At 70.7% G+C, this 14,434-nt stretch carries 11 protein-coding genes and 2 pseudogenes; 5 read left to right on the top strand and 8 right to left on the bottom strand.

What is annotated here, in order from left to right:
• Positions 1 to 7 precede the first annotated feature (7 nt).
• Together LJB71_RS07485 and LJB71_RS07480 are read right to left on the bottom strand one after the other, a co-directional pair.
• Positions 8 to 3,502, bottom strand: coding sequence for an efflux RND transporter permease subunit (locus LJB71_RS07485; RefSeq protein ID WP_259303693.1), 3,495 nt, complete (start codon positions 3,500 to 3,502; stop codon positions 8 to 10).
• Positions 3,499 to 4,470 (bottom strand): annotated as a pseudogene (locus tag LJB71_RS07480) (efflux RND transporter periplasmic adaptor subunit); the annotation flags it as partial. The pseudogene LJB71_RS07480 and the gene LJB71_RS07485, both read right to left, overlap by 4 nt.
• A gap of 441 nt (positions 4,471 to 4,911) precedes the next feature.
• On the opposite strand from LJB71_RS07480, the gene LJB71_RS07475 reads away from it, so the two are divergent.
• The 3 genes from LJB71_RS07475 to LJB71_RS07465 all read left to right on the top strand — a co-directional run bounded on the left by LJB71_RS07475 (position 4,912) and on the right by LJB71_RS07465 (position 6,166).
• Positions 4,912 to 5,283 carry a cytochrome c gene (locus LJB71_RS07475; RefSeq protein WP_259303692.1) on the top strand — a complete coding sequence of 124 codons (372 nt, stop codon included), beginning with the start codon at positions 4,912 to 4,914 and terminating at the stop codon, positions 5,281 to 5,283.
• Positions 5,284 to 5,291: 8 nt separating this feature from the next.
• On the top strand, positions 5,292 to 5,726 hold the full coding sequence (locus tag LJB71_RS07470) for a c-type cytochrome (RefSeq protein ID WP_259303691.1): 435 nt from the start codon (positions 5,292 to 5,294) through the stop codon (positions 5,724 to 5,726).
• Positions 5,727 to 5,905: 179 nt separating this feature from the next.
• Positions 5,906 to 6,166 (top strand): DUF4859 domain-containing protein, encoded by a 261-nt coding sequence (locus LJB71_RS07465; protein WP_259303690.1) that lies wholly within the window; start codon positions 5,906 to 5,908, stop codon positions 6,164 to 6,166.
• Between the two features lie 242 nt (positions 6,167 to 6,408).
• Here LJB71_RS07465 and LJB71_RS07460 read toward each other — a convergent pair whose 3' ends face one another.
• The 4 genes from LJB71_RS07460 to LJB71_RS07445 all read right to left on the bottom strand — a co-directional run bounded on the left by LJB71_RS07460 (position 6,409) and on the right by LJB71_RS07445 (position 10,923).
• Positions 6,409 to 6,864, bottom strand: coding sequence for a hypothetical protein (locus LJB71_RS07460; RefSeq protein ID WP_259303689.1), 456 nt, complete (start codon positions 6,862 to 6,864; stop codon positions 6,409 to 6,411).
• Positions 6,865 to 6,866: 2 nt separating this feature from the next.
• Complete coding sequence (locus LJB71_RS07455; RefSeq protein ID WP_259304761.1) at positions 6,867 to 7,904, bottom strand: class III poly(R)-hydroxyalkanoic acid synthase subunit PhaC; 1,038 nt, start codon at positions 7,902 to 7,904, stop codon at positions 6,867 to 6,869.
• 35 nt (positions 7,905 to 7,939) lie between these two features.
• Positions 7,940 to 8,923, bottom strand: a complete 984-nt coding sequence (locus LJB71_RS07450; protein WP_259303688.1) for a poly(R)-hydroxyalkanoic acid synthase subunit PhaE — start codon at positions 8,921 to 8,923, stop codon at positions 7,940 to 7,942.
• A gap of 194 nt (positions 8,924 to 9,117) precedes the next feature.
• Entirely contained in the window at positions 9,118 to 10,923 is a 1,806-nt protein-coding gene (locus tag LJB71_RS07445) for a D-(-)-3-hydroxybutyrate oligomer hydrolase (protein ID WP_259303687.1), read from the bottom strand.
• Positions 10,924 to 11,045: 122 nt separating this feature from the next.
• On the opposite strand from LJB71_RS07445, the gene LJB71_RS07440 reads away from it, so the two are divergent.
• Both LJB71_RS07440 and LJB71_RS07435 read left to right on the top strand, forming a co-directional pair.
• Positions 11,046 to 11,867 carry a 3-hydroxybutyrate dehydrogenase gene (locus LJB71_RS07440; RefSeq protein WP_259303685.1) on the top strand — a complete coding sequence of 274 codons (822 nt, stop codon included), beginning with the start codon at positions 11,046 to 11,048 and terminating at the stop codon, positions 11,865 to 11,867.
• Between the two features lie 4 nt (positions 11,868 to 11,871).
• A pseudogene (locus LJB71_RS07435) lies at positions 11,872 to 12,539 on the top strand (response regulator transcription factor).
• A gap of 275 nt (positions 12,540 to 12,814) precedes the next feature.
• Here the strand turns inward: LJB71_RS07435 and LJB71_RS07430 are convergent.
• Entirely contained in the window at positions 12,815 to 13,867 is a 1,053-nt protein-coding gene (locus LJB71_RS07430; RefSeq protein WP_259303684.1) for an NAD(P)-dependent alcohol dehydrogenase, read from the bottom strand.
• 77 nt (positions 13,868 to 13,944) lie between these two features.
• A complete protein-coding gene (locus LJB71_RS07425; protein WP_259303683.1) occupies positions 13,945 to 14,433 on the bottom strand; it encodes an 8-oxo-dGTP diphosphatase in 489 nt (162 codons plus the stop codon).
• Between the last annotated feature and the right edge of the window lies 1 nt (position 14,434).

Raw genomic sequence — 14,434 nt, 5'->3', positions numbered from 1 at the left:
CGTCGGCTCACGCCTTCGCTTCGCCACGGCCGGGTGCGGCCAGCGGGTCGTGCTCGTGGGCCAGCACCTCGGCCACCGCCTCTGCATCCCTGCGCGCGCGCCGGCCGCGTTCGGCGTAATACCCATCCGGCTTGCGGTCCAGCAGGTCGTACACCACCGGGATCACCACCAGGGTGAGCAGGGTGGACACCAGCAGGCCGCCGATCACCGTCACCGCCATCGGGCTACGCACCTCGGCGCCGTCGCCGAACGCCAGCGCCAGCGGCAGGAAGCCGAACACGGCGGTGAGGGTGGTCATCATGATCGGGCGCAGACGCGAGCGCGCGCCTTCCACCAGCGCCTCGCGCTTGGCCACCCCGGCCTCGCGCAGCTGGTTGACCTTGTCGATCAGGATGATCGCGTTCTTCACCACCAGGCCCACCAGCAGGATCAGGCCAATGAACACCACCACCGACACCGGCGAGCGGGTCAGCAGCAGCGCCGCGACCGCGCCCACCAGCGCCAGCGGGATGGTGAACAGGATCACGAACGGGTGCAGCAGCGATTCGAACTGCGAGGCCATCACCAGGTACACCAGGAACACCGCGAGCCCGAACGCGAACAGCAGCGAGCGGATGGAATCGTCCAGCTCCTGGCCCTGGCCGCCGACCTGCATGCCGATGCCGACGCCCAGCGGGTGCTCGGCCACCATCGCCTGCACCTCGCGGATCGCGGTGCCGAGATCGATCCCGCGCAGGTTGGCGGAGACGATCGCCACCCGGCGGTGGTCGGCGCGGTGGATCTCGCTGGGCCCATAGGTCGCCACCACGCTGGCCACCGCGGCCAGCTCCACCGGCGCGCCCTTGCCCGGATTCACGATCAGGCGGCGGATGTCCTCCACCGAGGCGCGGTCGCCTTCCTGCGCGCGCACCAGCACATCGATCTTGCGGTCGCGGAAGCTGTAGCGGGTGGCCACTTCGCCGGCCACCTTCTTGGTGACGGCATCGGCGATCTGGCGGGTGGTCAGGCCGAGCGCGGCGGCGCGGTCCTGGTCGAAGCGGATCTGGATTTCGGGGAACCCCTGCTCCACCGTCGATTTCACGTCGGCGTAGTGGCCGTTCGCGCGCAGCATCGCGGCCAGCCTGTTGCCGGCGGCGCGGATGGCGTCAAGGTCATTGCCCTCCACCTCGATCTCCAGCGGCGGCGACAGCGAGAACAGCTCGGGCCGGCTGAAATCCACCTGCACGCCCGGATGGGCCGCCATGGTCTTGCGCAGCGCCTCGGTCAGCGGGCCTTCCGCTGCGTTGTCGGTCATCACCACCGACAGCTTGCCGATGTTCTCGCCGCTCTCGGTGGGGCTGGCGTCCAGCCGGGTGCCGGTGCCGGAGACGCCGTACAGCAGGCGCACGCCCGCGTCCCCGGCATGCGCGGCCTGCACTTGCCGGATCAGCGCATCGGTGCGCGCCAGCGGCGTGCCCGGCGGCAGCTTGGCCGTCATGTCGAAGCGGTCCTGCGCCAGCTGCGGGATCAGGTCGGTGCCCAGCAGCGGCAGCACCGCCAGCGTCGCCGCGAACGCGATGCCCGCCACCAGCAACACCGGCGCCGGGCGCGCCAGCGCCGCCGGCAGGATGCGCAGGTAAGCGCGCTCGGCGCGCGCATACGGCGCCATCGCCAGCTCGCTGGCCTTGCGCATCACCGGCCCCACCAGCGCACCGAGCAGGCGCCAGGCGCGCACCACCAGCCACACCAGGCCGAAAAACCCGTAGCGCACCAGCGCACCGATCCCTCGCCCGGCGTACATCGCCGGCTTCTGCCAGGCCTTTTCGGCCTGCCAGCGCGGATGTGGCGGCTCCTCCGGGAAGCCCAGCGGCGCGCGCCCTTTGAGCGAGCTGAGCATCGGGATCAGGGTCATCGCCACCACCAGCGACACCGCGATCGCGATCGCCACCGTCAGCGCCTGGTCGCGGAACAGCTGGCCGGCGATGCCCTGCACGAACACCAGCGGCAGGAACACCGCGATCGTGGTCAGGGTCGAGGCGACCACCGCCATGCTCACCTCGCGGGTGCCGGCGATCGCCGCTTCGAGGATGCCCAGGCCGCGCTCGCGCGCCTTGGCGATCGACTCCAGCACCACGATGGAATCATCCACCACCAGCCCCGTGGCCAGCGCCAGGCCGCCCAGCGACATCACGTTCAGGCTCAGCCCCAGCTGGCCCATCACGAAGAAGGTGGCGATGATCGACACCGGCAGCGACAGGCTGATGACGAACGTGCTCCAGCCGTCGCGCAGGAACAGGAAGATGATCAGGATCGCCAGCACGCCGCCGATCACGCCGTCCACCTTCACATCGCGGATGGCATTGCGGATGAAGACCGACTGGTCCTCGATCACGCTCAGTTCGACATCGCGCGGCAGCTGCTCGCGGATCTGCTGCAGCCGCGCCCGCAGCGCATCGGCGGTGGCCACCGTGTTGGCGTCGCCTTCCTTGTAGATCGCCAGCTCCACCGCCTCGCGCCCGTTCAGGCGGATGATGGTGTCGCGCTCCTTGTAGCCCTGGCGCACCTGCGCCACGTCGCCCAGGCGCAGGGCCTCGCTACCGCTGCGGGCGCCGTTGCCGCCGCCCTGCGCCAGCGCAGCCATCACGCTGGCGTTGCCGCTGGCCGCCGCCACCCGCATCGCGGCCTGCTCGGCGGGGTTGCTGGACGCCGCCGCGCGCGTGGTCAGCAGCATGTTGCGGATTTCATCGACGTTGGCGAACTGGTTGACGGTGCGCACCAGGTAGCGCTGCGCGCCTTCCTCCAGGCGGCCGCCGGAGATGTTCACGTTCTCCTGCTGCAGGCGCTGGATCACGGTGTCGATCGACAGCCCCAGCTGGGCCAGCCTGCGCTGGTCCACCTCCACCTGCACCTCGTCCTCGAGACCGCCGCCGACCTTGACCGCGGCCACCCCGGCCAACGGTTCCAGCTTGCGCTTGAGGTCCTCGTCGGCGTAGCGGCGCAGCTCCATCAGCTGGCGCAGCTCCTCATCGCCGCGGCCGGCCTGTTTCGGCGACAGCGCCAGGCGCATGATCGGCTGGGTGGACGGATTGAAGCGCAGCAGCACCGGCGGCTTGGCCTCCAGTGGCAGCTGCAGCGATTCCATCTTGTCGCGCACGTCCAGGCTGGCCTGGTCCATGTCGGTGCCCCAGGCGAACTCCAGCACCACGTCGGACTGGCCGGTGCGCGAAACCGACTTCAGCTTGCGCAACCCCTTGACCACGCCCAGCGCCTCTTCCGCCGGCTGCGAGATCAGGGTTTCCACCTCGGCCGGCGCGGCGCCGGGATAGTCGGTGCGCACGGTCAACGTGGGATAGCTGAGGTCCGGCAGCAGGTTGACCTTGAGGCTGCCCAGCGCGATCAGGCCGAACAGCACCAGGGTCACCGTCATCATCGCGATGGTGACGCGCCGGCGGGTGGAGAACTCGGCCAGGCTGAAGCGGCCGGTGGGCGCGCCCAGCGGGTCGTGCGGGGACGGCGCGCTCATCGGGCCGCCTGCGCTGGCGCCGCGCCCGCGCCCGTATCCAGCACCTTTACCGCACTACCATCACGCAGCGCGGCCTTGCCGGCGACCACCACCGGCTCGCCCTGCTTCAGGCCGGCGCGTACTTCCACCCAGGGGCCGTCGTCATAGCCCAGCTTGAGGGTGGCGCGCTCGGCCTTGCCGTTGCGCACCACGAACACCGCCGGGTCGCCGCCGTCCTCCAGCAGCGCGGTGCGCGGGATCACCAGTGCGTCCGCACGCTGGTCGTAGTTGATGCGGATGCGCCCGAACATGCCCGGCTGCAGGCCGCCATCGGCCGTGAACGCGCAGATTACCCGGAAGGTGCCGCTGCCGGCGTCCACCACCGGCGCCACCCGGTCCACCCGGCCCTTGAAGGTGCGGCCCGGCAGCGGGTCCACCGTCAGCTCCACTGCCTGCCCGGGCTTGAGCTTCTCGATCTCGCGCTCGGGCGCGTTCAGCGTGGCCTCCAGGCGCGAGGTGTCCACGATGGTGAGGATCGGCGTATTGATCTGCACGAAGTTGCCGGGCTTGATGTCGCGGCTGGCCACCACCCCGGAAATCGGCGCGGTCACGTTGCCGTAGGACAGCTCCAGCCTGGCCATGCGCAGGGTGGCGCGGGCGTTGTCGAGGTCGAACCGCAGCTGGTCCACGTCGTTGGCGCTGACCATTTTCTGCGCCGCCAGCTGGGTGGCGCGGTTGTAGTTCGCTTCCAGCTTGCGCACCTGCGCCTCGGCCTGCGCCACCTGCAGCAGGGCGCGGTCGCGGTCGATCACCACCAGGGTCTGCCCGGCCGTCACGTGCTGGCCGACATCGGCCAGCACCTTCAGCGCGATCCCCGAGGTCTTGGCCACCACCTGTGCCTGGGCGCGCGCCTCCAGCGGCGCGGTGCCGTTGTAGCTGGCCGAGATCGAGCGCCGTTCGGCACGGGCCACTTCCACCGGCACCGCCTCCGGGCCCCTTGCCCTGCTGGCCATCCGGCTTGCCAGCTGGGCCTGTGGAAGGTTTGCAGGCGGACAGGCCGAGGACGATCAGCAACAGGCCGGCACGGACCAGGGCGGGGGTGCGGCCAGGGCGGAAGGCGGTGGCCGTGGGGGTGTGATGCATGGGGAGGTCGCCAGTGTCTGGTGTTGTAGTCAAGTATGTCACCAAGCCAATCACGCCTGCCATGCGCCGAAGGTCATGGATGGCAGGGGGCGCGGGCAGGATGGACGGGTTGCTGGACGGGCGGCGGAAATGGCAGCGCAATCCAATTGCTACGCAGGCCCGCACCATATGGATGGCGCGCCGGTGTTGGGACGGGAAATCGCCGCTATACTCCCTGAACGGAAGCTGCCTGACACGGCGGCTTCGCCTCCAACGCTCACCTTTCGAAATCACCACGGGAACCGCCGATGACGCGACCGCTGTCGATTGCCGCAAGCCTTGCCCTGCTGCTGGCGGCCTTCTCCGCCACCGCCCAGGACCCCGCGCCCGCCGCCGCGGCCCCGGCAACCGCCGCGCCGGCCGTTGCCAAGGGCGATGCCGCCCGTGGCAAGGGTCTGACCTATACCTGCCGCGGCTGCCACGGCCTGACCGGCTACAAGAACGCCTATCCGAGCTACCACGTGCCGCTGATCGGCGGGCAGTCGGAAACCTACCTGCGCAACGCGCTGAACGAGTACCGCAACGGCAATCGCAAGCACCCGACCATGCAGGCCCAGGCGCAAAGCTTTTCCGAGCAGGACATCGCCGACATCGCCGCCTATCTGTCCAGCCTGAAGTGAACCGCGCCATGACCAAGACCTCCCTGACCCTGCTGGCCCTGGCCTGCGCCCTCACCCTGTCCGCTTGCAGTGCCGGCAAGCCGGATGCCGAGGCCGCTGGCGAAGCCGCCCACACGTCCTCGTCCGCCGGTCTGCCCAAGGGCGACATCCGCGCCGGCCAGGAACTGGCCACCAACGGCGGCCAAGGCATCGCGCCCTGCACGTCCTGCCACGGCGCCGAGGGCAATGCCCCGATCGGCGACATCTATCCGAAGATCGGCGGCCAGTACGCCGACTACCTCGAACACGCCCTGCAGGCCTACCGCAGCGGCGCGCGCGCCGGCGGCAATGCCGACGTGATGGCGGCCCAGGCCAAGGGCCTGAGCGACCAGCAGATCGCCGACCTGGCCGCCTATTTCCACAGCATGCCCACCCAACTGCGCGACCTGTCGAACGTGAACTGATCCCGGCCCGCGCCGGCGCTCGATGCGAAGGGGCCTGCGGGCCCCTTTTGCATGCCGGGCCTGCAGGACGCGACGCGGAGCGCTTCCGGCCCGCTGTTGATCCCGGTCATGGCCGGCATCATGCCGCCTGCGGAGAATGCAGGCACCTCCTCGTCCGCCGCCGCGGCGGGGTTTGAACCATGCGTGATGCCATTCCCATCGCCCTGCAACCGGCGCTCGAAATCGAGATCGACGCCGCCCCGATCGCCAGCGCGTTCGGCCTGACGCCGGAAGCGTTCCTGCGCCTGCTGCGGCAGCGCCGCATCAGCCAGCTGTGCGAGCGCGGCACCGGCGAGGACGCGGGCCTGTATCGCGCCAGCTTCTACCATGGCCGCCGGCGCGTGCGGGTGGTGGTCGACCGGCAAGGGCGCCTGCAGGGTGCGATCGAAGTCCGCGAATGACGTGCGCGCGCACCCATCTCCCTGCGCACCAGCGCGGTAGCCAGGCGCTGACAGAAAAGACCCGGTCTCGCGGGCGTTGCGCCTGGAGGGGACCGGGTCGTGGCCGGAGCGATTCTGCAGGGCGCCTTGCGCGCCGGACAGTTTTTCTCCGGTGCCGAACACCATAGGACCGGCGACATTAGCAAAACGCTAAATGCACCCGCGCCGCGATGCCGTCCGTCGACAAGCCGCATTCAGTCGTGTCAGTCGTGTGCCCACGGCCACCAGCCGCGGCCGGTCAGCGCGTAGCGGTCGGCCGCATGCTCGAAGCGGTTGCGCGCGGACACCCCGCCATGCAGCAGGTACAGCGGCGGCAGCAGCGCGCCCAGCACCATGTACTGGAAGACGTGGGCGCGCTCGTGGTCGGCCAGCCGGATGCGCGGCTGCACCGCAAGACCGGCCGCGTGCGCATAGGTGCGGCAGGGTCGACCGAGATCGTCGCCGGTATCCAGAATCACGTTGCCCAGCGTCAGCGCGCCGCCCGGCCCCCACGGCACGCGCTGGAACACGCAGGCCAGATCGCGCCGGCTGAGGCGTACCCGGGCGCCGGCAGCCAGTGCCGCCAGCCCCGCCGCGAGGCCAAGCATCGTCACCGGCAAGGCCCAGACGATGCCGAGGCCCTGCGCGAGGCGCAGCAGCCAGCGCGGCGGCGCGCGCATGCTCAGCGCGACCGCTGCGCCAGCCAGTCGTGGATCGCCTGCGGCACGTCCTTCTGCGCACGCCCGGAGACGTAGATGCCGATGTGGCCGCCGCGGAAGGAATACTCGGTGTAGTCGCGGCTGCCGCACAGCGTGCGCAGCGCGCGCGAGGCATCCGGCGGCACCAGGTGGTCCTGCTCGGCGTAGATGTTGAGAACCGGCATCTCCACCAGCCCCAGGTGCACCTCGCGATCGCCCACCTTGGCGCCGCCGGTGACGAAGCGGTTCTCCTGGAAGAACTGCTTGCTGAACTCGCGGAAGGCTTCGCCGGCCTGGTCGGGCGAATCGAAGATCCACTGCTCCATGCGCAGGAAATCCTCCATCGCCTTGCGGTCGTCGAGGATGTCGAGCATGCCCACGTATTTCTGCGCGAACAGCCGCCAGGGTTTGAGCATCAGGTAGGTGAAGTTCATCATGTCGGCCGGCACGTTGCCGAGCGTGTCCACCAGCAGGTCCACGTCGATCTCGCGGTTCCAGTTCGACAGCATGTTGTCCGGGGTATGGAAGTCCACCGGCGTCACCATGGTGATGAGGTTCTTCACCCGCTCCGGGTGCAAGGCCGCGTAGCACAGCGAGAACGCGCCGCCCTGGCAGATGCCCAGCAGGTGGATCGCCGGCAGGCCGTGTGCGCGGCACAGATGCTCGATCGCGCCGCCGAGGAAGCGCTCGATGTAATCCTGAAGGGTCAGGAAGCGGTCGGAGCGGTCGGGATAGCCCCAGTCGATGATGTAGACATCCTCGCCGCGCGCCAGCAGTCCTTTCACCAGCGAGCGGTCGTCCTGCAGGTCGACCATGTACGGGCGGTTGACCAGCGCGTAGGCGATCAGGATCGGCACCCTGGCCGTGGGCGCGCGCGCACCACGGAAGCGGTACAGCACCACCTTGCCGTCGCGCCAGACTTCCTCGCGCGCCGTCGCGCCCACGTGGACATCGTCCAGCTCGCGCAGGGTGTGCAGGCCGGCCGCGAGCTTGCGCTGCAGCTTGCCGGCCTCTTCGGCCAGCGTTTCCGGGGGTGATGGCGAGCGGGCCGTACATGTCAGCGCTTCCTGGCGGTGGTCTTGGTCGCGGTCTTGGTCGCGGTCTTGGCAATGGTCTTGGCGGCGGGCTTTGCAGCGGACTTTGCGGCCGGTCTGGTCGTACGCCCGGCGGCCCTGGCCGGCGCTGCCTTCGCCGTCTTGACGGCCGCCGTCTTCACGGCTTTGCCGGCCGCTTTGTTCGCAGCGCCCAGCGGGCGCGCGGCCGGTTTCGGGCGCGGCCGCGACTGCGTCGCCTCCGCATCCGCCGCCGGCGCATCCTGCATCCGCCGCAGCGCGCGCTCGAGCTCCGCGAGCTTGCGGTGCGCGCTGTCCAGCTCCATCCGCCCGGGCAGGCCCAGCGCGCAGGCCATCTGCTCGCCGATCGCCTGCGCCGCGGCACGCGCCTGCATCTGCGCGTTGACCAGCTCGCCCAGCGCATGGCGGTACTCGCGTGACAGTGCGAGCTCGGCCCAGGCCTCCTCGGCGGCATCCACCCACACATCGAACAGCGCACGCACGCTGGTGAGCTGGCGGCCCGGCGCCTCATGCTCGACCAGCCTGGCCTCGAAACGTGCGAATGCGTCCTGCGAGGCTCTGGCCAAGAGCGCATTCCAGGCGTCCTGCGCGCGCTGCAGGCGCAGCAGTGCACGTCCCAGCGCCTGCCCACGTTCCTGGTGCTCGCGCGCCAGTCCGAAGGCCGGCAGGCCCAGCATCCCTTCCGCCTGCGCGCGCAGGCCGTGCAGCCACGGCGCGGCCAGCTCGCCCCACTGCGCGAGGTTGCCGAGCCCCGGCCCCTGCATGCCCTGCACCATGCCGGCGAACGGATTGCCGCCCACCACGTCGCGCCAGGCGCGTGCCACGTCCGGTGCGGAATGCGGGCGCCCGGCGAACTGCGCCGCCACCTGCTGCATCTGCGCCAGCCAGGCGCCGGCCTGCCGCTGCAGGTGGTCGAACGCCGCGTTGAACGCGCCAGCGTCGAGCCGGCCACGCCACGCCTGCAGCACGTCCTGCAGGCCGGGATCCGGCTACGGCTGGCCGCCGATGCGCCCTGCAATGCCTCGCCCCATTGCGTCCAGTACTGGCGCGCCAGCGCCATGAAATCATTGGGTGCGTCCGTCATGGCTCCTCCGCTATGGGCGCCATGCTAGCAACGCGGATGCGGCACCGCCATGACGCTGCGGAGTCGATTCAGCGCAACTCAGCGCGGCAGTGCCAGGTTCGCCGGCGCCAGCGGCGCGCCCATGCGCGGCACCGTGGCGATCACCGCGTCCTCCGGCAGCGCGGCCTTGCCGTCGAGATAGGCATCGACCCGATCCAGCGCCGCGTACACGTAGGGCAGCAGCGGCAGGTAGGCCGCGGCCATGTGCGGCAGGCCGAGGAAGGCATCGAAATGCTGGGCGTTGCCTACCTGCCAGTAGCGCACGTCGCGCCCGGCGGTCCTGGCCATCGCCACGTAGGGCGCGCTGGAGAAGGCCGGCGGCACCAGGCCGTCGTCGCTGCCGTGGATCACCACCAGCGGCAGGCCGGCGCGCGGCGGCGCGGCGCGGGTTGTGGCGATGCCCTGGCGCACGCGACGGGCATCCGCGCCCTCGCCCGTCCACAGTCCGCGCAGGCACTGCAGGCCGGTCAGGCCGAGATCGGCAGGCGGCTGCGGATCGACGATGGCCACGCCCGCGCCGGGCGGGATGCCACTGGCATCGGCCCACCAGGCGGCGCGCTCGGCGGCGGTGGCACTGCGCGGTGCGAGGTCCGCGCCCAGCGCGGCATAGCGGTAGCCGCAGGGGTGCGCATCGTGCGGATAGCGCCCGTAGGCCGAGGCGTAGGCCACCGCGATCGCCCGCCACAGATCGAAGCCGACGCTGATCGCCCCGGCGCGCAGGCCGGCATCGCTCCAGCCGGCCGCGCGCAGGCGCGCCAGCGCGTCCTTCTGCTGGGCATCGAGGGTCGCGCCCGAAAGCACTCCGCGCGCCGCCAGCGCCGCGCACCTCATCTCCAGCCCCGGCATCGCCGGGATGCCCAGCTGCGGCAGCGCGCAGGGCATCAGCAGCGCGGCCTCGCTGGCGTAGTCGTACAGCGCGCGCGCGCCGTGGCCGTCCACCAGCACGCTGGGCTCGCCGGCCACCGCCGCGTCCAGCCACGGCTCCGGGTCTTCCGCCGCGCGCAGCACCGCGCCGCCGCCGTTGGAAATGCCGACCGCGATGACGCGGGTGTTCGCGAACGTGAACGGCGCCTGCTGCGGATACTGCGCGCTCAGCACTTCCAGCGCGAACTGCGCCGCCTGCTTCAGATGGCGGCCCCAGTCGGCCTCGGGGTTGTCCTGCGAATGCGCGTGCTTGAAGGCCACGCCGTGGCCGGAGGCCGGCACGGGCGTGAAGGCCAGCGCGGCATCGCCCCCAGCGGCGGCGGCGGTGCCATCCAGCGCGATGCCCTGCCCGGCCTCCAGGTCGAAATAGTCGGTGCCGGCGCCTTTGTCGGTGTAGGCCACCGCGCAGCCGCGCGGCAGGCCCCAGGCGCCGGCCACCGCGATCGCGCCGTAGATGCCGCGCGAACCCGAGGAGGCGGTCACCACCACGCAGCGCTTGCGCGTATCGAACTCATCCGGCAGCTGCACCAGCACGCGATGCGGCTGCTTCGCGCCGGGCAGTCGGGCATAGGCGCTGAACTCGCGGCCCGGCACCGCCGCGGTGCTGCCGTACAGCTCGCCATACCCGCCGCCCGGCGCGAGGTCGGCGATCCCGCGCCAGTTCGACCAGATCGCACGCCGGCGCAGCTCGGCCGGGGTCGGATGCGCGGCCTCCGCGAACGCCGGCGGCAGCAGCGCGCGCAGGCCCTGCAGGCCGAGGCCGGCGGTCAGGAGATCATCGTCGCCGCGATGCGCGGTGACGGCGGACGGGCTGAACATGGGGCGGGCTTCCTGGTTCGACGGGGCCTGCGCGGGCAGGCCGGCGCAGGCGGCCAGCAGCAGGCCGGCCGCGGCGAGGGCGCAATGGCGGGGTGTATGCATGTACCGACCTTACCCCCTGCCGCAATCTCCCGCATCGTACTTTCGTACCAGCCGCGCGCGACCGCCGCACCGGCGCGATCCTGCTAGCGTATGGCTCCCCCACGGCGTCGCGGAGCTCCCTCATGAGCGAATCCTTCCTGCGCGGGCGCACCGCCCTGGTCACCGGCAGCACCTCCGGCATCGGCCTGGCGATCGCCAAGGCGCTGGCTGCGGCCGGCGCACGGGTGGCGATCAACGGCCTGGGCACGCCGGAACAGATCGCCAGCGCGGTCCGCGAGGTCGAGGCCGCGGACGCGGGCACCGGACCGGCGCACGTGCGCCACTTCGGCGCCGACCTGCGCGACCCCGACGCCATCGCGGCGATGATGCGCGATCTCGCCGCCTGGTCGGACGGCGGCGTGGACGTGCTGGTGAACAACGCCGGCATCCAGCACGCGGTGCCGCTGCACGAGATGCCGGTTTCGAGGTGGAACGACATCCTCGCCATCAACCTGTCGTCGGCCTTCCACACCATGCGCGCGGCGCTGCCGGCGATGGCCGCGCGCGGCTATGGGCGGGTGGTCAACATCGCCTCGGTGCACGGGCTGGTGGCCTCCAAGGACAAGGCGCCCTACGCGGCCAGCAAGTTCGGCCTCGTCGGCCTGAGCAAGGTCGCCGCGCTGGAATACGCGGCGCAGGGCAACCGCGAGTCCGGCGGCATCACCGTCAACTGCATCTGCCCGGGCTGGGTGGAAACGCCGCTGATCGAGCCGCAGATCCAGGCGCGCATGCGCGGCGGCTCGCGCGAGGACGGCGTACGCGCGCTGCTGGCCGAAAAGCAGCCCAGCCTGCGCATGACCCTGCCGGAGGAGATCGCCGCGCTGGCGGTGTTCCTGTGCCGGCGCGAAGCCCACAACATCACCGGCACCGCGCTGCCGGTGGACGGCGGCTGGACGGCGCAGTGAGCCCATGCCCTCGCTACTGATCGCCGACGACCATCCGCTGTTCCGCGCTGCGCTCAAGCAGGCGGCGCGCGAGGCGCTGGGCGCGGTGGAGCTGTTCGAAGCCGGTACCCATCGAGGCGACGCTGGCGCTGCTGGAGGCGCAGCCACAGGTGGACCTGGTGCTGCTGGACCTGCACATGCCGGGCAACCACGGGCTGGCCGGGCTGGCCGCAATCCGTGCGCAGTTCCCGGGCGTGGCAGTGGTCGTGGTCTCGGCCAACGACGATCCGCGGGTGGTGCGGCGCGCGCTGGACCACGGCGCGGCCGGCTACCTGCCCAAGAGCGCCGGGCTGGATGAACTGCGCGCGGCGATCACCGCCGTGCTGGCCTGCGAGACCTGGCTTGCCGCCGGCGCTGCGCACCAGCGTGGCGCGCGCGCAGAGCGCGCCGGGCGATACCGATCTCGCCGCGCGGCTGGCCAGCCTGTCGCCGCAGCAGTTCCGGGTGCTCACGCTGGTCGCCGACGGCCTGCTCAACAAGCAGATCGCGGACCGCCTCGGCGTGCAGGAGCGCACGGTGAAGGCGCACCTGACCGCGATCTTCGAACGCCTGGGCGTGCGCAACCGCACCCAGGCCGGGGTGGTACTGCGCTCGCTGGAACTGAGCGACCCGGCCCGCCAGGTCGAAGTCTGACCCAGCGCACGACTGGCGAATATTTCGCCAATACTATTGACAGCCGCACCACGCAAGGCGCGCACGCGATTGTCCACATCGTTATACGATTTCCATCCACAGCCGCTGTGGAGAACCCGAATTTCGCGGCCGATCCTCACAAAAAAGACGTGGCGATTTTTTCGCCACTCCTCTTGATCAGCCGCACCGCGCAAGGCGTGCAGGCTATTATCCACATGCTTATCCGGATTTCATCCACAGCGGCTGTGGAGAACCGGCGCGCACGTTGCGCCTGCTCACAGGGTGGCGATGTCGATCACGAAGCGGTACTTGACGTCGCTCCTGAGCATGCGCTCGTAGGCGGTCTCGATCTCGTCCGCGCGCACCAGCTCGATGTCGGCCACGATCCCGTGCCCGGCGCAGAAATCCAGCATGTCCTGGGTCTCCTTGATCCCGCCGATCAGCGAACCGGCAATGGACTTGCGCCCGAAGATCAGGCCCGACACCGCCGGGCTGGGATGCGGCGTGGCCGGGGCGCCGACCAGGCACAACGTGCCGTCGCGCTTGAGCAGCGCGGTGAACGCATCCAGCACGTGCGGTGCCGCCACCGTGTCCAGGATGAAGTCGAAGCTGCCGCGGTGCGCGGCCATCTGCGTCTCGTCGCGCGAGTTCACCACTTCGTCAGCGCCTAGGGCATGCGCCTGCTGGCGCTTGGATTCGCTGGTGGTGAACGCCACCACGTGCGCCCCCATCGCATGCGCGAGCTTGATGCCCATGTGGCCCAGCCCACCGATGCCGACGACTCCGACCTTCTTGCCGGGGCCGGCCTGCCAGTGGCGCAGCGGCGAATAGGTGGTGATGCCGGCGCACAGCAGCGGCGCCACCGCCGCCAGCTGGTCCTGCGGATGGCGCACGTGCAGGACGAACTTCTCGTCCACCACGATCCGCTGCGAATAGCCGCCGAGGGTATGGCCGGGGGCATCCGTGGTCGGGCCGTTGTAAGTGCCGACCATGCCGTTCTCGCAATACTGCTCCAGCCCCTCCGCGCAGGCCGCGCAGCGCCGGCAGCTGCCGACCATGCAGCCCACGCCGACGGTGTCGCCCACCTTGAAACGGGTGACATCTTTGCCGACCGCGCTGACGTGGCCGACGATCTCATGGCCTGGCACACAGGGGTAGCGCGTGCCCGGCCACTCCGAGCGGATGGTGTGCAGGTCGGAATGGCAGATGCCGCAGTAGGCAATCTCGATCTGCACATCACGCGCACCCGGCGCGCGGCGCGGAATGTCGAGGGCGACGACGGGCTGGTCGGCGGCGTGCGCGCCGCGGGCTTTGACGATCGTGGTCATGGCATGGCTCCTGGGGGGGACGCGCATTGTGCGCCGGAAGACCTCGCCTCGGTGCGAACATCAGTGGCGGCCACGGATCACAGGCGCGAGAAGGCCCACGACTGCATACGCCCATCGCGGTACGACATCACCCCGTGGAACGGGCGCGGATCGTCGTCGAACACCAGCGGCAGGAAGTGGCGGTCGCCCTCCCACAGCGGCAGGTCGAGCAGGCGCTCGCGCTCCACCCATTCCAGGGTGCCTTCCGGGTTGCGCTGCAGCGGGGTGCCGGTGTAGGCCTCGACCACGAACACGAAGCCCAGCCAGTCCTCGCCCTGCCTGCCGAAGCCGGGCCAGCTGAGGGTACCGCGCAGGCGCACGCCGGTGCATTCGATCCCGGCTTCCTCGCGCAGCTCGCGGCGCAGGCCGGCCAGCACGTCCTCGTCCCGCTCCAGCTTGCCGCCGAGGCCGTTGTACTTGCCGAGATGCTGGTCGCCGGGGCGTGCGTTGCGGTGGATCATCAGCACTCGCCGCCGGTCCGGCGAGAGCACATAGCCGAGGGTGGCCAGGATCGGGGTATAGGGCATG

It is taken from the genome of Thermomonas sp. S9, from assembly GCF_024704365.1.
In the GTDB taxonomy this organism is placed as follows: domain Bacteria; phylum Pseudomonadota; class Gammaproteobacteria; order Xanthomonadales; family Xanthomonadaceae; genus Thermomonas.
Note: the sequence above shows the minus strand (reverse complement) of the source record. Positions and strands in the feature narration are given on the sequence as shown.